This window comes from Marinifilum breve, from assembly GCF_003202155.1.
GTDB classification, from domain to species: Bacteria; Bacteroidota; Bacteroidia; order Bacteroidales; family Marinifilaceae; genus Marinifilum; species Marinifilum breve.
Genome location: NZ_QFLI01000007.1, coordinates 72,051 through 95,113, shown reverse-complemented (window position 1 = coordinate 95,113; position 23,063 = coordinate 72,051). Strand labels below are relative to the sequence as shown.

Below are 23,063 nucleotides of genomic sequence, written 5' to 3'. Positions count from 1 at the left end.
TTAAAAGTTAAGAATTTCACAGAAAACAAATAAGAATGTGAAATATTATTTCATTTCGCGAAGATATGTTTTTTTGACAATAATCAGATACAAAAAAAGAGTTTTCCGAAGAAAACTCTTACGTTATAATTGCTACGTATTTTTTATTTCTCTTTTAATTCTTCTTTTGGGATGAAATTCAAAGAGATGCTATTCACACAATGGCGTGTATTCTTTTCTGTAAATCCTTCGTTAAGAAATACATGTCCCAAATGACCATCGCAATTGGCGCAAACAATTTCAGTTCTCCTACCATCGATATCAGGAATTCTTTTTACTGCACCTTCAATTTCATCGTCGAAACTTGGCCAGCCACAGTGTGATTCAAACTTATCCGATGAATTGTATAATGCTGCGTTACATTGCTTACAAGTATATACACCTTCTGCTTTATTCTTTAAATATTTCCCAGTGCCAGGATATTCCGTTCCTTTATGGATGATCACCCTTTTCTCTGCTTCGGTTAGGGTGTTGTATTTGTCTTTTGTCATTGCTTTTTGTGCGTTTACGTTATATGCGGTAAAAATGAATATACCAAATAATATTATTGCTTGTTTCATATCTTCTCAATTTGATTACTAATCTGTTTTCCGATTCACATTTTTAATGGTTTCAATAATTAGATCGGGGCGTGACCATGGTACGAAGTGATCCAAATCGTCCAATAAAATGGAATTGATATTGCTATGATATTTCTGATAATAATCTAAAGTTTTAAAGGGAACCAGAATGTCTTTCTTTCCCTGTATATAAGTAGTTGGAATATCAATTGCAGAAATGTGAGATTCATTTTTGAGCAGGCATTCTGATAAATCCATCATTTCTTTGTTGCTATTTTTTAATTCATGAGGTAAAATTCTTTGTGGGATTCCTCCCGCAGCCAAAATATTGTACCATTTGGCTTCTTGAAATTCAGGAGAAAGACATGGAGCCACGTAGATGGCATGTTTTATTTGATCTGGATTGTCAATTAGCAGCTGTTCTAATACTGCACCTCCAAACGAATGGCCCAACACAATTATCTTTTCATTCTTTTGAGCGTAATGCTTCAGAATTTTTTCGGCAACTCTTGCTTGGTTTGACAAACTTCCCATGGCAGGAACACTTGTTTTGCCATATCCCGGTCGATCGAAAGAGATTAGACAGAATTTCTTACGCAGTTCGATATCAGTAAATACTTTTTTAAAATCAAACCAATATCCAGGTGAGCCGTGAATAAATAATACTTTTGGAAGCGATAAGTCACCAATATATTTGGTGTGGATGGAGTAATTCCCAAAACTTACAAATTCTGTTTTTGGAACAACATTGTGAGTCAGTAATTCGTCAATTACTTTTTGATCATTAAAGGTAGATCGCATTTTTTGGAGAAGGAAAATTGCAGCACATGCAATAATCACAATTACAATGCTTAAAACTATAAATACGTTTTTAATCTTTCTTCTCATATCACTCTTTCCTCTTAAAATTCAGACAGTAAATAAATAAAATACTTTTTTGTCTGAATTACAAGAGTAAGAATGTTATAAAATCTTAAATAGTTGTAGATTTTGATTTTTTACTGAAGATGTTTGTTAATCAATTTAATGAGTACATCTTTTTTCACTGGTTTAGCAACGTAGTCATCGCAACCATTGTCTAATGATTTCTTTTTATCACCCAACAAAGCAAATGCAGTTTGAGCAATAATTGGAAGATCTGGTCTTAATTTTTTGATTTCTTTAGTTGCTTCGTAACCATTCATTAATGGCATTTTGATATCCATTAATACCAAGTCAATTTTTGCATTCTTTTGGCACAGTTCAATTGCCTCCACACCATTGCTTGCAACGATCACCTTACAATTAATTTGATGCAGCAATTCTTCGAAGTAGATGCGGTTAAATTCTTCATCCTCTACAACCAGGATTGTTTTATTTTTGAGTTTGCTCATTTTGGCGTTGTTGATTCACCCCCTAAAATAGTTTTTCTGATTGATGAAATGAAATATTAATAAAAAATTCTTTGAGAATTTGAACAGTTTGTGCTTTTAAGAGCTGAATGTTAAATTATTAATGAGCATCGTTTGTATTTTATAGATGAATAACACTTTTGAGTGTAAAATCAACAACATAATTCTATTATTTTACGAAGAGAAGTAGAAGCTAAAATTATTCAAAGATAGATTATTCTTCTTGCACTAATTCTTCGAATCGATTGTAGAAATTGCTAGCATGAAAACCATCTACAAAAGAATGATGGGCATCGATTGTAACTGGCATTAACCACTTATCATCTTGTTGGAAGACCTTGCCAAATACGATTCTTGGAATAGAATCTTGTTTATTGCCATTGCGCGGATGCTTTAAGCTGGTAAAACTGCGCCACGGGATAACTGAGACATAAAGCAAGTTGAGATCTTCTTTTGAAGCTAAGTGATTGGAAATTTTTGCCGATTCGAGTGAATCTACCATTGAAAATACACAGAAACACGGACAAATGTCCTATTCTGCATTTTTTTCTAAAAATGGTATTTCTGTCAATGTTCATCCATTCATTTAAAGTGAAATGAGGATAAATAAAATAGGAAGATTTGGGGAATTTCTCTATCTTAGAAAGAAACATAACCATAAAACCTTAGCTTATGACTGATGGAAATAATTTAATTTGCGTATTTACCGGATCATTAGTAGATGTAAAATATTACAAAGAGAGGTTGGAGGAAGTAGGGATTCCTTCTTTGTGGAAAGATGAATTTAGTTCCGGTACATTGGTAGGAATGGGTGGAACACCTGATAATGTTGATCTTTTTGTGGATGAAGAGCATGAAGCACAAGCTCGGAATTGCATCGCAAGTTTTCAGGAACAATAGGGATATTCATAAACTGTAAATCTATTGAAATGAGAACGATTATTATATTGACGTTATTCGTAATGTTGAATGGGATGTTAAATGCCCAGGAAAAAGATCCAATGGTAACGGATAGGCCAAGCCAGGCAGAGTCTGCGAGTATTATACCTATAAGAGGATTTCAGATAGAATCGGGATTTGTTTATCAAAAAGTGAGTTCTGATATTGATTTTGTCACTTTTAACAGTACTTTGTTAAGATATGGATTGGTTGAAAATATTGAATTAAGACTAGGGATTCAATATTTAGGATTTTATTATTCAACGGATGGTCTGGATATTGATGAAACAGGCTTTGGTCCATTAACATTGGGTGCAAAATTCTTATTACTTGAAGAGAGTAAGGGCAATCATCCTCAATTGGCACTTCTTTCTACTTTTTTTGTTCCCAAATCAGGAGCTTCGGCATTTGAGAATGAAAACCTGGGGGCAGATATTCGATTGAATGCAGATTATAGTATAAATGATGCCATGGCTTTAGGAGCTAATCTTGGCGTATCCTGGAGTGGAATGGAAGGACAAGATTATGCGGTTTGGATGTATGCTGCTGTTATCGGATTGACTTTATCAGATCAAATTGGGGCATATGCAGAATTGTATGGCTTTTTACCAGGTGAAGGAAAGAATGATCATAGATGGGATGGAGGACTTACTTATGCAGTTACGGAGAATTTACAATTGGATTTTTCGACAGGAATAGGCTTAAGTAAGGTTTCCCCGGATTTTTTTATTAGTTTAGGATTATCAATAAGAATGCCTTAACAGGTAGTTCATTACATCAATTCAAAATAAGGCTTGATCAGTTTACTGGTCAAGCTTTTTTTTAAGTCTTGAATGATGAAAAGTAGGAAGGGTAAAATTCAAAGCTTAAAGAGCAGATCCAAGGCATTGTTTTGCATTTACCATTAATATATAGCAGTTGTGGAAACAGTATGAATGCTACAATATTGTCTTTAGAACCTTTGGAGGCTATCAGAACAGGAAAAGTGGGATTTGTTACGAATGGAATTATTTCACCCTTTTGCCTGTCGGCATTTTCCCTTTTAAGGGAAAAATTAATATTGATCTTATGTTGTTGTTATGAATTGATGATTAACTTTTTAATAGACGTTTTGTGTTGTTTTAATCTTCATTGTTGAAGCATGATTTGATTTTATCTAAAACATGTTCGATATTCTTTAATTCTTCATTTTTAATTCGAAGAACTCGTATTCCTTTACTTTTTAGGATTTCATCTTTTTTAGCGTCTTTAGCTTTAGTAAACTCATGTATTTTACCATCAAGTTCAATTGCTAACTTTTCTTCATGGCAATAAAAATCTGGAATAAAAAAGAAGTGTTCAGATTCATTAGAATCATAAATTATGGCATGCTGTCTTAAGAATTTACGACCTATCACTTGCCTTCTTCTTATATATCTCCATAGTGTTTGCTCCGAAGGAGTAAAATTGTTTCTCAGTTTTTGCTTTAATTTCTTTATTTCAGAATATTTCATTTTGATCCTGCCTAAAAAAGATTATTTGCGATAGGTTTACAGAAGATAATAAAGCTAAAAATTAGATGGGTAATAGCTTCTATTTGAATTCTCCCCTTTTTAAGGGGAGATGGCTACAGCCAGAGGGGTGTTGGTATTAATGTTATCTATTTAAATACACTCTTTTTGTGTATTTGTTATTCCGGTAAAATTCGAGAGATTAAGAACTTTGAATCTTCTTCCGCTTTAAGGCCATGCATTTGTCCTTTCTCGAAAGAGAAGAAGTCATCTGCTTCAATATTGTAATTTGTACCTTCAATATCAAAGCTAAGTTTTCCTTTAATTAGATAAAGACCAGCATTTGCAGGAGCAGGTTGAGGAGGGATTTCCATTCCTTTTTCAACACTTACAATTAGACTTTCGAATTGTGAGTTCGAATAAATCTGTTCTTTCTGAATTTTAGAGATTTCGATTGTTGAAGATAGCTTTTTTACTAACATGGGTTTTGTGATTAGGATTTATGGTTTGAAACTAAAATAAGAAATTTAACCACAGATTACACGAATGACACAAATTAAAATCTTGCGATTTATCGTTATTAGTAAAAATTAATTTGAGGAATTTGTGAAATTGGTGGTTTACAATCGTATCCATTCAAGGCCTTGGCCAAGATTAGTTCACTTCTTTCTTATGCCTGGTTCCTCTGATCATGGAAATGGTATAAAGAACCAATGCAAACCAAATCAATGAAAATGCAATGATTTGCTCTTTTCTGAAAGCTTCATCGTATACGAATACCCCGATTAAAAGCATCAGCGTGGGACCAATGTATTGCATGAAACCAATGGCCGATAATGGAATGCGTTGCGCTCCTTTGGCAAACCAATATAAGGGTAGGGTGGTTACAATACCAGTAAGCATTAAGTAGGCATCGGTAGAGATATTGCCAGAGAACAAAGCTCCGCTATGATCGAAAAGCTTCCAAAAAATAAAACCTGCAGCGATAGGTGCCAAAATAAAAGTCTCTACCGTAAGAGCAGGAATGGCCTCAATCCCAGCCGTTTTTTTAACCAGTCCGTAAAAACCAAAGGATCCGGCAAGTATAATAGCGATCCAAGGAAAACGACCATAATCAATGGTAAGGTAGATTACCGAAATGGAGGCAATGATTAGTGCAATTGTCTTAAGGGTATTCAAGCGTTCTTTCAGAATGATCATTCCCAATAGTACATTTACAATGGGGTTGATGTAATAACCCAAGCTGGCCTCTACAATTTGATTGATGTTTACCGCATAGATGAACAATCCCCAGTTGCCGCCAATTAACAGAGAGGAGACAATTAGGCTGTTACGTGTTTTCTTCTGCTTGAGTAGTGCAATAATGTTCTTCTGTTTCTTAATCAGAATGAATAGCAAGAGGAAAACGAAAGACCAAAATATACGATGGGCCAATACTTCCATTGCAGGGATATCGCTCAAGAGCTTCCAAAACAAAGGCAATATGCCCCAGGCAAAAAAGGCTTGCAATGCATAAATGTATCCTACTGTATTGTTCTTGTTGTTTTCCATACGAATGGTCTTGAATTTGGATTGCCGCAAATGTAGGGAAATTATGCCTCTGTTCTAGTCATGATCAAAATTTGATATGAAGAAAGATTGTAAATTTTGCCTGAAAGGCAAGTATCATTCTAGCCCAGGGGAAGGGAGCGAAGTGACTGCTGCCCTGGTTTAATGGATTCTGCAATAAATCGTCGCAACTGGAAGTGTTGTTTTATGGGGCGGATTTTATTGCGACGGAAAAGGATGGTTTTACCATAGAAAACTCTCACAAATATCCTACGCCTTCATATTCTTTGCACAACTTCCTCTCCTCAAGGAGAGGATTGAGGTGAGGTGATTTGAAATGGATTATACTGATTTGCCCAATGAGCAAAAAATACCTCATTCTATCTTTCTCCTAAAGGAGAAAAGAACACGTGATGTAAAAAATAGAAATGCATTAGTACAAAATAGTTGTTTTGCCTGAAGGGCAAATATCATTCTAGCCCAGGGGAAGGGAGCGAAGCGACTGCCGCCCTGGCTTAATGGATTCTGCAATAAATCGTCGCAACTGGAATGTTGTTTTGTAGGGTAAATTTTATTGCGACCGAAATGGATTGTTCTTTAAGGAAATTAGATAGGGCGAAAATAGAAATAGACAGTAGGGAAATGAAAATAGATCGCGCGAAAATAGAAATAGACAGAGCGAAAAAGAAAATAGATTGTACGAAAATAGGAATAGATTGAGCGAAAATAGAAATAGACTGTACGAAAATGAAAATAAATCGATTCAGATTAGAAGAAAATCCATTGGGATTAGAAGAAAATTGATTGAGAATGAAAGAAAATCGAGAAATAATGTAGGTAAATTGAACCGGGATGGAAGTGATTTAATTCAGTTTGTTCAAGTTCTAAAGAAGAATTCTAATACCAAGGAGAAATATAGAAATGTTTGAGGGAAGAGGAGTTATACTGGCGACAAGATGATGGGAATAGCTTTCGATTATCTGAGGAATGTAAGGGAAAAGAGTGGGTGCTGTAATAATATTGGCATTGATTTAAGATAGGAACTTGTGAGGGAGCTTGTAATGGCTTAGTAAACCTCAGGTACCATACTAATTAATTGTATGAAGCCCCCAAGTAATTGGGGGCTTTTGTGTTTTCAATCAATAAGTATAAGGCTTTGATAAATACTATTGTAGTTTATAGGATGTATGTTTTGTTTGGAGATACTTGTTGTTAAATTGGGACTTGTGGATTAAAGGATAAATGACAATTAAATAAAAAGACAATGACAGAAAAGAAAACAAACAAACTACAGGAAAAGAAAATTAAGGTGATCTCTTACTTTATTGCAAGCATTGTTATAGCATATTTTGTTTACCCTGAAGCAACAAAAGAATACACTGGGTTTAATGGTTTTTTTATGGGAGCCTTTCACGGAAATTTTGTTTGGATAAATAAAATTTATAGTATGATATTGTCTTCAGAACCAGAGCGACTTGTAAAAGCCGCCAAGTATAGTACAGGTTACAATATTACCTACTGGTTTGGTATCATTAGCATGGCATATTATTTCTTTTCGGCTTTTGCTTTAATGGTTCTTGTTCCACTTGGGAGAAAAGCACAAGCAAAATTAAATTCTTAATAAAAGATTTACAGGTAGCATTTATAATGCTACTATCTAATTGTATGAAGCCCCCAAGTAATTGGGGGCTTTTGTGTTTTCAATCAAGATATAAATTGTATTGATAAATTCTATTGAACTTTATTGGGATAAATATTTTGTTTGGTAATAATTGTTGTTAAATTCGGAATGCTATAATTGGCACACAATAATTACCTATTGGGCTTAATAAGAATAGATTTTAAAAAATGTAATTGCTATAAGTTCAATTGTATTTAGTGATTATAATATGCCATTTCAAAAATAACACAATCATAAATATGTACATATCAGATATAAAAATTGAAAACTTCAGAAATTTCAAATCAAAAACAATTGAATTTAAAGAAGGAGTTAATGTTATTATTGGGCATAATAATGCAGGTAAATCCAATTTGTTGAAAGCATTAGCATTGGTTTTAAATAATGATGCATCTAGAAGGCTTGATATTGATGATTTTAATAAGAATATCAGTTTTGAAGATCTTAGAGATACACCTCCAAAAGTCGTTATAACTGTTACAATAAAAAAAGGGAATGATGAAACTCCAGATGATTTAGTAACAGTAGGTAATTGGTTAATAAAGTTGGATGCATCTTATGAAGCAAAATTAACCTATGAATTCTATTTGCCAGAGAAAGAGAAGGAAAACTATATAACTGAACTTAGTAGAATTACAGAGAGTAATCCAACCTTAGCAAAAGATAAGGCATGGAAAACTATTAAGCACAATTTTATTCGACTTTATACCTACAAAATTTGGGGAGGAGATATAAAAACAAAGACAGTTGCTGATAGTGAATCACTTCAGAAATTTGACTTTCAATTTTTAGATGCAATACGTGATGTTGAAAGAGATATGTTGACAGGAAAAAATACACTTCTTCGTGACGTTTTTCAATTTTTCTTAGATTATGATTTAAAAGAAGATATGAACTCTCTTGCTGAAGATATTCAGAATATTAGAAAAGAAGAGATTAGAACCAGACAGGAAGAATTTTCGAATCTTGCAGATTCAACTTTGAAACAGCTTCAAAGAAGAATGGAAAAAGGGAAGGAAGAAATCTTATCATATGCAAAAGAGACTGGAGCATCATTCAATAATGCCATTCCAGATTTTGAAGGAAGTCTTTCAGAAATTGAAATGTTTTCAGCATTGAAATTGATAATAAAATATGAAACAGGCATTGATATAAAAATTCCAGCAACACATAATGGGTTAGGATATAACAATTTGATATTCATGTCTCTTCTCTTAGCGAAAATGCAAGTTGACTGTGATGGCAGTTATATGGGAAGTAATGCTAAAGTATTCTCTACATTAGCTATTGAAGAACCAGAGGCACATTTACATCCTTCAATGCAATACAAATTTCTGAAATTTTTAAAGGATAGTAAAAATAAGGCTAGGCAAATATTTGTAACAACACATTCCACTCATATTACATCGGCTGTTTCATTAGATGAAATTATTTGTCTTCATAATGAAAATGGAGAAACAAGTGTCGGTTATACAGGGCGTGTATTTCCTTCTGACAATAAAAGTAAAAAATATGTGCAACGCTTCTTAGATGCAACAAAATCTGATATGCTTTTTGCTCAAAAGGTAATTTTGGTTGAAGGACTTGCAGAACAACTTTTAATGTCATTGTTTGCAAAATACTACGATATAAAATCTCAAGAAGAATTTACATCTGCTCAATTAGCAAATCCAACAGGTGAAATTTATTTATCGAAAACCTTGGAAGATAATCATATTGCTGTGATAAATGTCGGTGGGCGACATTTTGATCATTTCCTTCATCTTTTTGATCAAAACAATTCCAATACCATAAATAAGAAAATTGTATGTCTTACTGATAGAGATCTTGAACGAAAGCTTAAAACAGAGAAAAAATATAAAAAGTGTTATCCATTCGATTATCAACAGGATGCTTCGGTGTACGATTATCAAGATAACCCTAGTAATAATATTGGTAAATACTCTTCACACCCTAATATTCGATTTTTTAGTCAGGACGTAAACAAAGGAAAAACATTTGAATATGATTTAGTTCTTCACAATCCCTCACTTAAATTATTAGTAACGGAATCAATGAGTAATCGTGATGAGATAATTAAATTAATGACTTACATGGGAGATCCCACAAAATCTGTTGCTGATTTTTTAAGCTTATTACCAAAAGGAACTGACACAAATCCGAATGCAAAGAATAGAGCTATTGAAGGTGGAATAAACTCTTGCAATTGGACTTCTGATGATGACAAGAAAAAAGCAATTATTGCTTCGCGGTATTTAAATTCTGTTGGGAAAGGTGAAAATGCCTTGGAACTAGCTTATGCATTAGAAGAAAATTTAGAAAAAAAAGGAACTGATGAATACAATGAGTTTGTTGTTCCTCAGTATATAAAAGATGCAATTGATTGGATATGCAGATAGATTCGAATTACTTATTACCAGATATAGAACAACATTTCAGAGTATCAGCAGGACCAGGTGCTGGTAAAACTCATTGGTTAGTACAACATATTAAGAATGTCCTTCATAATTCAAAGAGATTAGGTAAAACAAGAAAAATAGCTTGTATAACTTATACTAATATAGCAGTTGAAACAATCTTGGAACGTCTGGGGACTACGTCCGAGCATGTTGAAGTTTCAACAATACATAGTTTTTTGTATAAGCATATAGTTAAACCATATGCTAATTTTATAACAGATAACTTTGGTCTCAATGTTGAGAAAATGGATGGACATGATGATACTATCTTATCAAATTATTCATTCTTAAGAGATTGGAAAATTCGTACAGGTCAATTGCGAATAACTGAAGATAATAAGGTTATTAATGCTTTTCAGAACTTAAAATGGATATTTGACACTTCAAATGAACTTGTTGTAAAAACTGATTATCCACATAGGGCAAATGGTTATGCAATTAAGAATACATCATATTTGGAATATAAAAAGATGTGTTGGGAAAAAGGTATCATCCATCATGATGATGTATTGTTTTTTAGCCATGAAATCATACGTAGATATCCATTTACATTAAATGTTTTAAGAGCAAAATTTCCTTATTTTTTCGTAGATGAGTTTCAAGATAGTAATCCAATTCAGGTTTCAATATTGAAAGAAGTTGGATCAGAAGAAACTATTGTCGGTATTATTGGGGATATTGCCCAATCTATATATGGTTTTCAGGGAGCTCAAGCTTCCCAGTTTACATCTTTTGCTTTACCCGGAATAGAAGATTATCAAATGTTAGATAATAGAAGAAGTACTAATAGAATAATTGATGTACTAAATATTACAAGGACAGATTTGGTTCAAAATAGACATAGAAATGAGGAGGGGAATATTCCTAAAATATTTGTTGGAGATATGTTAGGTGCACATGTTGAGGCATGTTCTCATTGTCAACGAGAAGTTGTTTATACTTTATCTAGAGATAATATTACCTCAAACGCAATGAAACGAAGTGCTAATGGAATAATACTAAATAATCAACTTTTTAATGAATTATATGATTCAGACAGTAACTCAATTAGACGTAAAACCATCTCTGTTTGTATTAAAGCTATTGAATTAGCGAGAGAAAAGAAGTTTAAAGATGCAATAAAGGAATTGTATAAAATGTATGGAGGTATTACTGATAAGGAGGAAAAGAAAAAGAAAGCAATGAATGATCTTTGCCTGTTATTATCAAATTATAATACATACAATTCGGGGACTCTTTACGATTTTCATTCTTTCTTAAAGACAAATATTAATTCTTCCATTGCTAATTTAGCAAAAGGTAAAGCTAAGACATTCTACGAAACGCATTCATACCAGCAATTAGCTATATGTGTTAAGATTCCAGAAGATATGAGTTTTCATAAGACTATTCATAAAGCAAAGGGTGATGAGTTTGATAATGTTTTAATAGTTTTAAAAGAAGAATCAAATTTGGAATTTTTATTAGCACCGGATTTAATCAATAATGAAGAACAACGAATAAATTATGTGGCTGCAAGTAGGGCGAGAGAAAAATTATTTATATCGATACCAAATTTGAGTGATGCTAATAGAGCAGCTCTAAGTAATTGTTTTGAGATTGAAGAAGTATAAAGAAAATATACCATGTAATTGTGGTATCGGGTTATAATTTAATATGGGTAGGTAAAAGGATTCATGCATTAGTAGAGATATTTAAAGTAGAGAAAGATAAATTTAATTAATAATGATGGAAGGGAATTTTCTATATTGGCTTGAAAATGAATATGATTTTGGTAAATATTCAAGACCATTAAAAAGATCTAGTGCTAAAAGTTATATAAGTGGAATAAGAACCATAAATAAAAATTTAGGCTTTGCTGAAAATGAAATATATAACAAAACAGTTTTCGAGCTAATTAATTTAAGAGATAGGATAGATATTAATGAGAATAAAGATCGTAAAAGCCACTTTGAAGCATTGATTAAATTTAAGGAAAAAGAAGAAAATGTTAATAAATTAAAAAAAATAAATTTCTTGAGTAGGCAACAAGATGTTTTGAAAAAGCAATTGGTTGAACAGATTGCCATAAATTATGTGTTGGATCATTTTGAAGAGTTAAACTATACTATTATTTCAAAAGAAAGGGATAATGTTGGTTGGGATCTTGAAGCTACAAAAGGAGATGTTACTTTATATATTGAGGTTAAGGGATTATCAGGAAAAGAAGTTTCGTTTGAGTTAACCCCTAACGAATATATGAAGTCAAAAGAAAACTCAACTCAATATATTATTGCAGTTGTTACGAATTGTTTGGAATTGCCGATATTGCATAATTATAGCTTTGACAGTCAGACACAATGTTGGAAAGACAGATTTGGAAACAAATTAATGATTGAAGAAAAAATAGCTGCGAGATTATCATTAGAGAAATGATTGTGGATATAGACGAGTTATGTTGATATTTACTATTATGGATTTGTGATTAGAGTTTAGTACAAGCCTTAATCATTTAAATTATAAATTTCATTACAGTGTAAGTACTGCTTTGTAATTTAAGTGGTACCAAACATTCACTTAAGCTCTGACGAATAGAACAGGCATAATAAAATCACTAATTTTACCACCAATTACAACAAAATAGCTTTAGTATAGGTGCTGTAAGCTCAATAGAAGAAAACTAATACCAAATGAACGAAATAATTTGCCCCAATTGTCAGAAAGCCTTTAAAGTAGATGAAGCTGGATTTGCGGATATCCTGAAGCAGGTTCGTGATCGTCAGTTTGAAGAGGAATTGAAGAAGAGGTTGTTGCTGGCTGATCAGGAAAAGGAGAATGCCATAAAGTTGGCTGAAGCAAACATCAAGAATGCCTTGCAAAAGGAGCTGGCCGACAGGGATAGAAAACTAACGGAGCTGAAGGCGCAAAGCGATACGCAACTTTCAGAGAAGTTGGCTGAGAAGGAGAGTGAAATTTCTGCAATGAAATCGAAGATTGAAAAGGCAGAAAGTGAGAAGATGCTGGCGGTATCGGAGGCTACCAAGCAAATTGAAAGAGAACGGGATGATTTGGCTGGCAGCCTAAAAAATAAGGAAGCTGAAAAGGAAAATGCGGTGAAATTGGCTGAGGCCAATGTGAAAAGTCTGTTGGAAAAGGAGTTGGCCGAAAAGGACAGGAAACTGACTGAGCAAAAGGCCCAAAGTGAAACCGAGTTATCGCAGAAATTGGCAGCCAAAGAGGGCGAAATTACTGAGATGAAATCGAAAATAGAGCAGGCAGAGACGGAGAAGAAATTGGCTGTATCGGAGGCAACCAAGCTGATTGAAAAGCAGAGAGATGATTTGGTGAATGATCTGAAAATAAAAGAGACAGAGAAGGAGTTGCTTGAAAAATCGATAAAGGAACAATTTACCAACCAGTTGATTGCCAAAGATGAAACCATTAAAATGAAGGATGATGAGATTGTTCGTTTGAAGGATTTTAAGCAGAAACTTTCTACCAAGATGGTTGGTGAAACTTTGGAGCAGCATTGCGAATCGGAATTTAACAAGTTGCGTGCAACGGCTTTCCAAAGAGCCTATTTCGAGAAGGATAACGATGCACGAGGGGGAAGTAAAGGTGACTTTATTTACCGCGAAACGGATGAGGCAGGAAATGAGGTGATCTCTATCATGTTCGAAATGAAGAACGAGAACGATCAAACTGCTACCAAAAAGAGAAACGAGGATTTCTTTGCCAAACTGGATAAGGATCGTAAGGACAAGGAGTGTGAATATGCTGTACTGGTCTCACTTTTGGAATCGGATAATGAATTCTACAATACGGGTATTGTTGATGTATCGCACAAGTATGAAAAAATGTATGTGGTGCGTCCGCAATTTTTCATTCCAATGATTACCCTGCTTCGAAATGCTGCCATGAATTCAATGCAATACAAGGCCGAGCTGAACATGATGAGGAATCAGAATGTGGATATCACCAAGTTCGAAGAAAAGATTGATGCTTTTAGAAAAGGATTTGCCTACAATTACGAATTGGCCAGCAGAAAATTTAAAACGGCCATTGACGAGATCGATAAAACCATTACTCATCTTCAGAAAACAAAGGATGCGCTTTTGTCGTCGGAGAACAATTTGCGTTTGGCCAATAATAAGGCTGATGATTTGACCATTAAAAAATTGACCTATGGCAATCCTACCATGAAGGCGAAGTTTGATGACTTGAAATAAAACCACAGATGATATATGTAAACCACTAATGACACAGATTTTCACGAATTATTGTAATGTTTATTGGAGGTGAAAGTTTTTGACCACTGAGGTCACAGAGTAACACAGAGATGAGAAATGCTTGTTCTTCTGTGTGTCATCGTGTTCTTGGTGGTTGGAATTGGGTTTGCCGAATAACAAGGCTGATGATTTGTAATAAAACCACAGATTACACAAAATTTTCACGAATTATAGTGTATTGTAATATTTATTGGAGGTGAAAGTTTTCACCACTGAGGTCACAGAGTAACACAGAGATGAGAAAAGCTTGAACCTTTGTGCGTCTTAGTGTTCTCTTTGCTTAGATCATATCATTTGTTAAGCAATACACCTACGGATTTAAAAATCTTTTCATATGATAGTATCTGTTTAAAGTGTAGAATTATTCCAAATAGATATCTGAAAACTAAATCTTTAAGGAAAAAGTAAGGGAGAGAGGAAATATATCATAAATTTATTAGTCGGTAATACTACCTGGTATATGGGAGAGTATATGATTTGTAGGATGGCGCAGAAGGAATAGGGGAGTGATTACTTATCCATATCGAGCTTGAATATTAACTACAAATAATATATCAGTATGAAAAGATTATTCCTAAGCATTTCCCTCATGGTAGCTGTGTTTCTCTCAGCTCATGCACAATCCGACAATCTTCCCTTTTTTAAGGCAGCCAAGACCAATGACATTAGTACGCTTGCCAACTTGATTAAAGAGGGTACCGATGTAAATACAAAATCGAAATACGGAGCAACGGCCTTAACTTTTGCTGTGGAGAAGAATAGTGTTGAGGCAGTAAAATTCTTGCTGGAGAATGGTGCTGATCCGAATGTGAGGGATCGTTTTTATCAATCCACTCCATTTGAATGGGCTTTTTATGAAAGCAAGTTCGAAATGATCAAGCTAATGGTGGCGCATGGTGCTGATTTGAGTACCAAATGGTTGTTGCCTTTTAGTGTAAGAGAAGGCAATATCGATATTGTAAAGCTATTGCTGGATAAAAATGTAGCTGGTGCCAATGATGCGATTGTATTTGCTGTGCGCAATGAGCATGTGGAGATCGTAAAACTACTGTTGGATCATACGAAAATTGAAAGCGATAAATTAAATGCTGCCCTGATAACTGCAACAGGGATGAATAACACAGACCTATGCAAATTGTTGAAGGATGCAGGAGCTGTGCTTCCGAAAGTGAATAATCACGATAAAAACGTAAAGTTTGCTGGTTTGTATTCAGAAAAAGAAGGGCAATTGAGAATCAAAAATGAAGACAATAAGATATTTGCAAGTTTTGATGATGTCAAGTATTACGAATTGAAATATGACTCATTAAACATTTTTTCTGTAGCAGAATTTCCTAGCATTACACTCTCGTTTAAAACCGTTGAGAACATAGCTGTAGCGGTAAAGTTTCGCAATGGTGAAAACCAGAGAGATTTTGTTCGAACGGAAGAACTAGCGAAAAAGGAAGTAAAGTCTGAGTACAAGGATGAGGTAGGAGAAGTGAAAGAGGTATTGAACTGGACTGCCTTCAGGGGAGAAAATTGCCAGGGAAATGGTGATGGTCAGTATCCACCGGTAAGATGGGATGCAGAAAAGGGGTTAAACCTGAAATGGAAAACCAGGATTCCGGGACTGTCTCATGCTTGTCCAGTGGTTTGGGAAGACAAAGTATATGTAATTACGGCCATAGGTGAAGATCCAACGGCTGAATATCGCGTGGGTTTATATGGCGATGTAAAACCAGTGAATGACAACTCCAATCATGTTTGGAAGATCTTTTGTCTGGACAAGAGCAAGGGGGAGATTCTTTGGGAACAAACAGCATATAAAGGTGTACCTAAGGTGAAGAGACATCCTAAGGCAACACAGGCCAATTCCACTCCGGTTACCAATGGTAAATATTTGGTTGCATTATATGGTTCTGAAGGATTGGTGTGTTACGATATGGATGGTAATGAGATTTGGCGAAAAGATATGGGAATGCTTGATGCAGGATGGTTTTTCGAATCGGAAACACAGTGGGGACATGCTGCTTCTCCATTGATCTACAAGAATTCCGTGATCATTCAGGCCGACAGATCGAAGGATTCCTATGTAGCTGCTTTTGATTTAGAAACGGGTAAGGAAGTTTGGAAAACCAATCGAGAAGAAATCTCATCTTGGGGAACCCCGGTTGTGTATTATGGGAAGGATCATAATGAATTGATTACAAATGGAACCGAATACATAAAGGCCTATAATCCTGATACAGGTGAAGAGCTTTGGAAACTGGGACCAAACTCAGAGGTTACCGTGGGTACACCTGTTGTGTATAAGGATTTGATTTATGTAACTGGAGGATATCCACCTGTTCGTCCGGTTTATGCCATAATTCCTGGAGGACATGGAGATATTTCTATTCCGGATAGTTTATCCTCTGGTGAATTTATCAAATGGCGATACCTAAAAGGAGGAACTTATATGCCATCTCCAATTGCCTATGATGGTTATTTGTATACCATGGCCAATAATGGATTGCTCACTTGTTACCATGCAGAAACAGGAGAGAAAATCTATCGCAAAAATTTAAAATGTAGTGCAGTAACGGCTTCGCTGGTAGCAGCTGATGGCAAGTTGTATTGTACAAGCGAAAGCAAAGGGGTTGTGGTTGTGAAGGCAGGACCTGAATTTGAAATCATCGCACGAAATCCGGTAGGGGAAACCTGTATGGCTACACCTGCCATCTCTGACAAGTTATTTATTATCCGTGCTCAGGATTATATATATGGTTTTGGGAGAAATTAATACCAGATTGATTTGAAGCAAGGAAGCCTCCAAGTGATTGGGGGCTTTTTTTCTTATAATCTTGAAAAGTGAAAATGGAGAAAATTTGTCAGATTATTGGAATGGATGTTTTGTTTAAGATTTATTCTTGTTAAATTGGGGTGCGATTATGTAATAGTTCTAATGAACCATTTATTTGGGAGGCAAAATACATTTTAATTAAAATACAATATTTACGTGAAGCAGTTATTAATAATAGGTTTGATTTTAATATCACAGATTGGATTTTCACAAATTCGGGAAATGAATCCAACTTCCATACAAATACTTGATTTGAGTACGCAAGGAGAAATAGAATGGAAGCACGATCAAGAGATTGGCTTTAAGGTGATGAAAAAGTTGGGTGACGGAGTGGAATATGATGATTTGTCACAAGAGGATAAAGATGCTCTCTCGAAAGTTGATGAAACACTAGAAAGTTATTGGGATATTATTGGTGGTGGATGCAGTTGGTATTGTGGAGGCGGCCCTAAAGAGGTTGCAGCATCAAGTTATTTAAAATCGCAAGGAGCTATAAACTATGAAGCTCAAAATGCTCATGATTTGAATTATAAAAATGCTTGGGTAGAAGGTGTTTCTGGATATGGGATAGGTGAATTTCTATTGTATACATTTGCTGGAGCTTCAGCCCGTATTACTGAAATCAAGCTTGTAAATGGTTATGTGAAAAGTAAGTCCGCTTGGGAAAATAATTCAAGAGTCAAAAAACTTAAAGTTTATATTGATGAAAAGCCATTTGTGATTTTAAACCTGAAAGATATTCGTGGAGTACAGAGTTTCGAGTTTAAACCTATAGGGAAAGGATGGGACGTAGGAATGGATGAACCTGACTGGACCATGAAATTTGAAATACTGGAAGTTTATAAAGGTCTAAAATATGATGATGTAGCTATTTCGGAAATTTATTTCGATGGTATAGATGTTCATTGTTTTGCAAAAGGAACAAGCATTCTAATGGCTGATAAATCAAGTAAAAACATTGAGAATCTTAAAAATAGAGATTTGGTTGCTTATATGGACTTGGAAAACAATCAAATTAAATCAGCAAGGATTGAGAAGTTAGAAAAAGTAAATCATCGTGGATTGGTAAGATATAAATTTGAAAGTGGCATAGAAATTACTGCTACTCAAGATCATCCATTTCGAATTAAAAAGAAAGGTTGGGCTTCTTTAAAACCAAAACAATCTGCACAATACAAAGGGTTTGAAAGTATTAATCAAGTAAATGTTGGGGATTTGTTTTTGACTAAAAATGGAACCGATCAATTGATTTCAATTGACTTTATAGAAGGAGTACAGGAAACGTATACAATTTCGAAGTTAAGTTCGGGTGATAATTTTATTGCAAACGGATTTGTTGTTGGAGTGGAAGAATTAAATGATTAAAAATACTTACCTGTCGTTATGAATAGACTTAAGCTCATATTGTTCATTCACTTCATGTCTATATCTTCTCTGTTTTCACAAACATTGAAGGATGATGAACTGCTAAAAAACAATACTTACTATTTTGAAATATCGGAAGGAGAAGCTTATGGTGAAGGCTTTGAAATCCTAAAAAATCAAATTAAAAACTCTCAGTTTGTTGTATTAGGGGAAGAACACTTTTCTGCCAGGGTTTCGGAATTTACCAATGCAATTGTTCCCGCATTAACAAAGAATGACTTTAAATATTTTGCAGCTGAAATAGGTGCCAATAGTGCTAAAGTAATGAGTGAATTGATTAAAGAAAAACATTCTTTGTATGATTTTAATACTCGAATCAATAATCTGGTTGGAGAAGTGCCTGTTCCTTTTTTCGATGGGAAAGAAGATGAGGTATTTTTAAAGGCTTTTATGGAAAATGAGTTTGAATTGTGGGGAATCGATCAGGAGTATTTTACTTCTCAAGTATTCCTGTTGGACAAACTATTTTTATTGTCAGAGAATTCAAAGCGACTAAATTCTTTGTATACTGTTGCTAAAGATTTTGCCATTTCAGCAACAAAAAAGAGTATACAAGATCGAAAATATAAATTGTCAGTTTCTCTTTTGCATTCCGATGAAATCAATGACTTTTTCAATGCGTTGGATCGCAGTAATTTTGAAATCAACAAAATTATTGATGATTTGAAGAAATCATGGGAGGTATACAAGGCATTTGATGAGAATGAACAATACTATAATATTCACAAGAGATTGCATATCATGCAAGAGAATTTTACCGAATATTACCGTAAATCTATGGAAGTAGAGGCTTTGCCAAAGGTTTTTGTGAAAATAGGTGGAGTACATGCTTCTAAGGGAAGAAGTCATCACAATATCTACGACATAGGGAACTTTATTATGGAGTTGGCAAACTTCAATCAACAAAAATCTACCCATATCCTTATTTTTCCTTCTGCTCACATTAATCAAGAAGGTAAGATTAGCAGTAATATTGATGAGGCAGATGAAACACTTTTTAGTTCTATTGTTGATTTTAAAAGTGAGATGTGGACACTTATTGACTTGAAGAGTATTGAAAAATCATCATGGAAAAACAAAATTGAAAGCGAATCGCTGAAGGATTATATGTACAGGTTTGATTATATGATATTAACTCCTGCGAGCAAGCAGACTGAATTAAATTTTAAGAAATGATTCAGTAAATAACCTTTAAGGATGAACTGATTCTCAAATTATATTCTAAGCAGTTTTGTTTAAATTCCACCCAAAACTTAATCATTAAAAAATCCCGATCTAATTGAAGACCGGGATTTATTATAGTTGAAAGTATGATATTTTATTCTTGTATTACAATCTGAGTTGATTCCGATTGCTCAAGAGCTTCGTTGTCAATCCATTTTATCAAAACGGTGAAACTTAAACTGACATCAGGATTCTCTTTTAAGAAAGGGCTGTAATCCAAAACTAAAGAATGATCACTCCCTAGCTCAATCACTTTTGAAGGATCGATGTACTGTCCTCGTTCCATCTTAACACCATCAATAGTCCAATTGATACGTATTTCTTTCATTGAAGAAATCTTTCCCATTTTTGCCCAACGCGGACCAACCTTTTTTGCATTTGTTTCGATGGCTGCCATAATGTTAAAAACCTCCTTAGCATCAACAGCAGTTTTAAACTGGATGGTATTACTACGGCTTACTTTTCCGAGAGGATCCTTTGCTTCAATATAAAAGCTGTAGTCGGTATCCGATTCAAGGTGTGTCAATAAAATTGTATTATCATTTGTATTTGCATCACTTTCAATCTGTCCAGTACCTCTTGTGTTTCCTCCATAATTAATATTCCTTTGAAGAGCAGTGCCATTAACATAGTAGGTATAAACCAAATTTGAGTTTTCAGCATCAGTAGCAAAATTATTTTCCAACTCTAGGAAACTAAAGCCTATTTGCTTTACTCTTAAATCGCTATTCCAAACAGGAGCCTGATTTTCGGGTGTTGTAAAATCAGCACTTTTTTCCAAAGCAATGCTTCCATCCGCATATTTTATAATTAGTTGAAAATTGTAATGGGTTTGCTCCTTCAAATTTCTTACAATTTTGGATGTTACACCTTTTCCCCATGATTCTTTTACTCCATTCCAATAGGCTTCAAAGGTCATCTCACCGAAATCATCAAATCGATCTCCATTCTTTTCTTTAAAATCATTTAAATTGATTTCAACCTGATTGTAGGATTTCGGATGAATTACCATATCGAAATTCAAGGCTTCAGGATAGGTTAAAGTTTTTACCTCGACTTCTTTCTGATAGGTTTTGCCCCCACGTTTGCCAAGTACCTTTAACTTATAGCTGGTGTTTGATTGCAGATTGCTGAAGGTATAAGTTAGAAAATACCCTGCCTTTATGGACTTGCCATCCAGAAAAAGTTCATAACTGTCGAAAGATGGACTTTCGCTTAGTTTCCAGTTTAATTCAAATGATCGAATCCCAATATTTGTAACACTAAGTTTTACTTCGGGAACAACTTCTGCTTCTGTTGTAAAACTAATTGTTTGTTCATTGGTTGTATTGTTTTGAGATTTAGCTACAATTTTGACTGTATAGTTGGTCTCGGGTTTCAAATTTTTAAAAACAAATGCATTTCCACTTGCATTGTACGTGTAAGGCATGTCATTCAAGTAAGCCTCGTAGGTAATTTCACCTCCTGATGGTAGTTTTGAATTTGTCCAGCTTACTTTTGCCTGGGTTTCTGTAATATCCTGAACCTTTAATTCAAATTCACCAGGAACTTCGTAGGCCTTTGTTGTAAATGAAATGGTTTGGGAACGTGGCAATAATACTTTCTCACAACGAGCCTCAATCTTGTAGGTATACTCCTGATTAGCCAGAAGCCCAGTGGCCTGATATTGCCTTTCTTCCAATCCTCTTTTGGCAATCGATCCGTTTCCATAATAAACATCATAGCTCACTTTGCTGCCATCACTGGCAATACATTCGGTCCAACTTAAAAGTGCCGAAGTTTGTTCTATTTCCTGCGAACTAAGGGTGAAATCAGACAAGCTCACTGCTTCAAGAGTCATGAACTCTGAGGTCTTTACCAAAGTTTTATTGTAGGCATTCTTGGCTTCTATTTTAAGTTGGTAAAGTTTTCCTGCTTCCAATCGATCTAACAAAATCTGATTGTCATTAAAAACTTCGCCCTTAAAAAATCCATTGACAAATACTTTATAGCCGATCACTTCATCTTTGTCACCTTTTGTTTCCCAACGAATAAGTGCCGATTCCTGACTAATGTTTTCAACGAAAATCTTAAAATCAGAAGGCCCTCCTGCTTCTAAAGTTGTAAATTCAATTTGCTTGCTCTTGGTTTTGCCATGCTCATTCGTAGCCTCAACTGTTGCAACATATTGCGTGTTAAAAGTCAAAGATTTGAATTCATATTCCAAAACCTCGAGACCTTTAGCATGCTCAACAGTATTCAAAAGAACTCGATAAGTCAACTTTTCAGATTCCGAAGATCCCCAAACTATTTTTGCTCCATTACCTGTTACGCTTTCTACAGAAATGGTAAAATCACTGGGATCAGCATAGTCATTGGTAGTAATATCAAGATTACTTTCAACTGTTTTGTCAAACTCATTTGTTCCAATTAGTTTGATTCGATACAACTTGTTCCCTTCCAAGCCGGAGAAGGTAAAATTCGACACCTTTAAATTTTCAGATTTTAATACATCGTCCAGATAGATTGAATAAGATAAATTTTGAGTTGGATCAGAGTTCTTCCATGAAACTTTTATTTGATCGCTGGATAATTTATCCATTTTCAATGCGATTGCTCCTGGATTGGGGGTGTCCTTTGTCGTCAATTCATACGAAACAACAACTTGAGTTTCATAAATACTTTTTGCAATCACTTCTAGATTGTAAGTAGTTACAGCTTCCAATTTTTCAAGTTGATAGCTTAAATTCTCCAAATTCTTAGCTTTTAGCTCATCATTTAGGTAAACATCGTACACAATTTTCGATTCATCTGCAATTAAGGAAGCTGTCCACTGAATTTCAGCAGAATTGTAGGTAAGATCTTTTACTGAGATATTAAAATTCGATGGATTTAATTTAATTTCTATTTCAGGATTGGTTTCATCCTTACTACAACTTAAAATCAAAACCAAGGCCATTACCATTAGCCATGCAAACATCAATTTTACTCGCATAATTTAATATTTTTTATTCTATAGTATACAGGACAAGTCAACTCGTATAAACACGTACAAGCAAATAATTTTTTTAAGTATTGGTTGATTAAGATGACTTCTGATTAACAATTCTATCGAATTGTATTTTTAAAAAGGGGGATGCAAAGGAAGGTAAATTTTGATTAATAAACAAAGTGTTAAATGTGAGGTGACGTATTTTTTATAAAAAATTTAAAGTATAATTAGTCTAAATAAAAGG

At 34.3% G+C, this 23,063-nt stretch carries 19 protein-coding genes; 11 read left to right on the top strand and 8 right to left on the bottom strand.

Going from position 1 to position 23,063, the window contains the following annotated elements; all coding sequences use genetic code 11:
* Positions 1-143: 143 nt before the first annotated feature.
* The 4 genes from DF185_RS15555 to DF185_RS15540 form a co-directional block, all read right to left on the bottom strand.
* Entirely contained in the window at positions 144-599 is a 456-nt protein-coding gene (locus DF185_RS15555; protein WP_110361682.1) for a methionine-R-sulfoxide reductase, read from the bottom strand.
* Positions 600-617: 18 nt separating this feature from the next.
* Positions 618-1,487 (bottom strand): alpha/beta fold hydrolase, encoded by an 870-nt coding sequence (locus DF185_RS15550; protein ID WP_110361681.1) that lies wholly within the window; start codon positions 1,485-1,487, stop codon positions 618-620.
* 110 nt (positions 1,488-1,597) lie between these two features.
* Positions 1,598-1,972: a response regulator gene (locus tag DF185_RS15545; protein WP_110361680.1), complete on the bottom strand. Its 375-nt coding sequence runs from the start codon at positions 1,970-1,972 to the stop codon at positions 1,598-1,600.
* 232 nt (positions 1,973-2,204) lie between these two features.
* The gene (locus DF185_RS15540; RefSeq protein ID WP_110361679.1) at positions 2,205-2,492 is read right to left on the bottom strand and encodes a CatA-like O-acetyltransferase; all 288 of its coding nucleotides are present in this window, start codon (positions 2,490-2,492) and stop codon (positions 2,205-2,207) included.
* A 170-nt stretch (positions 2,493-2,662) separates the two neighbouring features.
* On the opposite strand from DF185_RS15540, the gene DF185_RS15535 reads away from it, so the two are divergent.
* Positions 2,663-2,890 (top strand): putative signal transducing protein, encoded by a 228-nt coding sequence (locus DF185_RS15535; RefSeq protein ID WP_110361678.1) that lies wholly within the window; start codon positions 2,663-2,665, stop codon positions 2,888-2,890.
* 29 nt (positions 2,891-2,919) lie between these two features.
* Positions 2,920-3,690, top strand: a complete 771-nt coding sequence (locus tag DF185_RS15530; RefSeq protein ID WP_110361677.1) for a transporter — start codon at positions 2,920-2,922, stop codon at positions 3,688-3,690.
* A gap of 360 nt (positions 3,691-4,050) precedes the next feature.
* Here DF185_RS15530 and DF185_RS15525 read toward each other — a convergent pair whose 3' ends face one another.
* The 3 genes from DF185_RS15525 to rarD form a co-directional block, all read right to left on the bottom strand.
* Positions 4,051-4,422 (bottom strand): endonuclease domain-containing protein, encoded by a 372-nt coding sequence (locus tag DF185_RS15525; protein WP_110361676.1) that lies wholly within the window; start codon positions 4,420-4,422, stop codon positions 4,051-4,053.
* 176 nt (positions 4,423-4,598) lie between these two features.
* Positions 4,599-4,901: a cupin domain-containing protein gene (locus tag DF185_RS15520; RefSeq protein WP_110361675.1), complete on the bottom strand. Its 303-nt coding sequence runs from the start codon at positions 4,899-4,901 to the stop codon at positions 4,599-4,601.
* Positions 4,902-5,073: 172 nt separating this feature from the next.
* Positions 5,074-5,970, bottom strand: a complete 897-nt coding sequence (gene rarD, locus DF185_RS15515) for an EamA family transporter RarD (protein ID WP_110361674.1) — start codon at positions 5,968-5,970, stop codon at positions 5,074-5,076.
* Positions 5,971-6,683: 713 nt separating this feature from the next.
* Between rarD and DF185_RS15510 the strand changes: the two genes are divergently transcribed.
* From DF185_RS15510 to DF185_RS15470, 9 genes are all read left to right on the top strand, one after another.
* Complete coding sequence (locus tag DF185_RS15510; RefSeq protein ID WP_110361673.1) at positions 6,684-6,896, top strand: hypothetical protein; 213 nt, start codon at positions 6,684-6,686, stop codon at positions 6,894-6,896.
* 335 nt (positions 6,897-7,231) lie between these two features.
* On the top strand, positions 7,232-7,588 hold the full coding sequence (locus DF185_RS15505; RefSeq protein WP_110361672.1) for a hypothetical protein: 357 nt from the start codon (positions 7,232-7,234) through the stop codon (positions 7,586-7,588).
* A 299-nt stretch (positions 7,589-7,887) separates the two neighbouring features.
* Entirely contained in the window at positions 7,888-10,047 is a 2,160-nt protein-coding gene (locus tag DF185_RS15500; RefSeq protein ID WP_207784671.1) for an ATP-dependent nuclease, read from the top strand.
* Positions 10,038-11,720: a UvrD-helicase domain-containing protein gene (locus DF185_RS15495; RefSeq protein ID WP_110361671.1), complete on the top strand. Its 1,683-nt coding sequence runs from the start codon at positions 10,038-10,040 to the stop codon at positions 11,718-11,720. Before DF185_RS15500 ends, DF185_RS15495 begins: the two co-directional genes overlap by 10 nt.
* Positions 11,721-11,832: 112 nt before the next feature.
* Positions 11,833-12,522: a protein NO VEIN domain-containing protein gene (locus DF185_RS15490; protein ID WP_110361670.1), complete on the top strand. Its 690-nt coding sequence runs from the start codon at positions 11,833-11,835 to the stop codon at positions 12,520-12,522.
* A gap of 254 nt (positions 12,523-12,776) precedes the next feature.
* On the top strand, positions 12,777-14,315 hold the full coding sequence (locus DF185_RS15485; RefSeq protein ID WP_110361669.1) for a DUF2130 domain-containing protein: 1,539 nt from the start codon (positions 12,777-12,779) through the stop codon (positions 14,313-14,315).
* Positions 14,316-14,934: 619 nt separating this feature from the next.
* Positions 14,935-17,139 carry an ankyrin repeat domain-containing protein gene (locus DF185_RS15480; RefSeq protein WP_110361668.1) on the top strand — a complete coding sequence of 735 codons (2,205 nt, stop codon included), beginning with the start codon at positions 14,935-14,937 and terminating at the stop codon, positions 17,137-17,139.
* Between the two features lie 216 nt (positions 17,140-17,355).
* Complete coding sequence (locus DF185_RS15475) at positions 17,356-18,564, top strand: NADase-type glycan-binding domain-containing protein (protein WP_133250051.1); 1,209 nt, start codon at positions 17,356-17,358, stop codon at positions 18,562-18,564.
* 18 nt (positions 18,565-18,582) lie between these two features.
* The gene (locus tag DF185_RS15470) at positions 18,583-19,800 is read left to right on the top strand and encodes a hypothetical protein (protein ID WP_133250050.1); all 1,218 of its coding nucleotides are present in this window, start codon (positions 18,583-18,585) and stop codon (positions 19,798-19,800) included.
* Between the two features lie 142 nt (positions 19,801-19,942).
* Here the strand turns inward: DF185_RS15470 and DF185_RS15465 are convergent, their stop codons facing one another.
* Positions 19,943-22,822, bottom strand: a complete 2,880-nt coding sequence (locus DF185_RS15465) for a fibronectin type III domain-containing protein (protein ID WP_110361665.1) — start codon at positions 22,820-22,822, stop codon at positions 19,943-19,945.
* Positions 22,823-23,063: the final 241 nt, after the last annotated feature.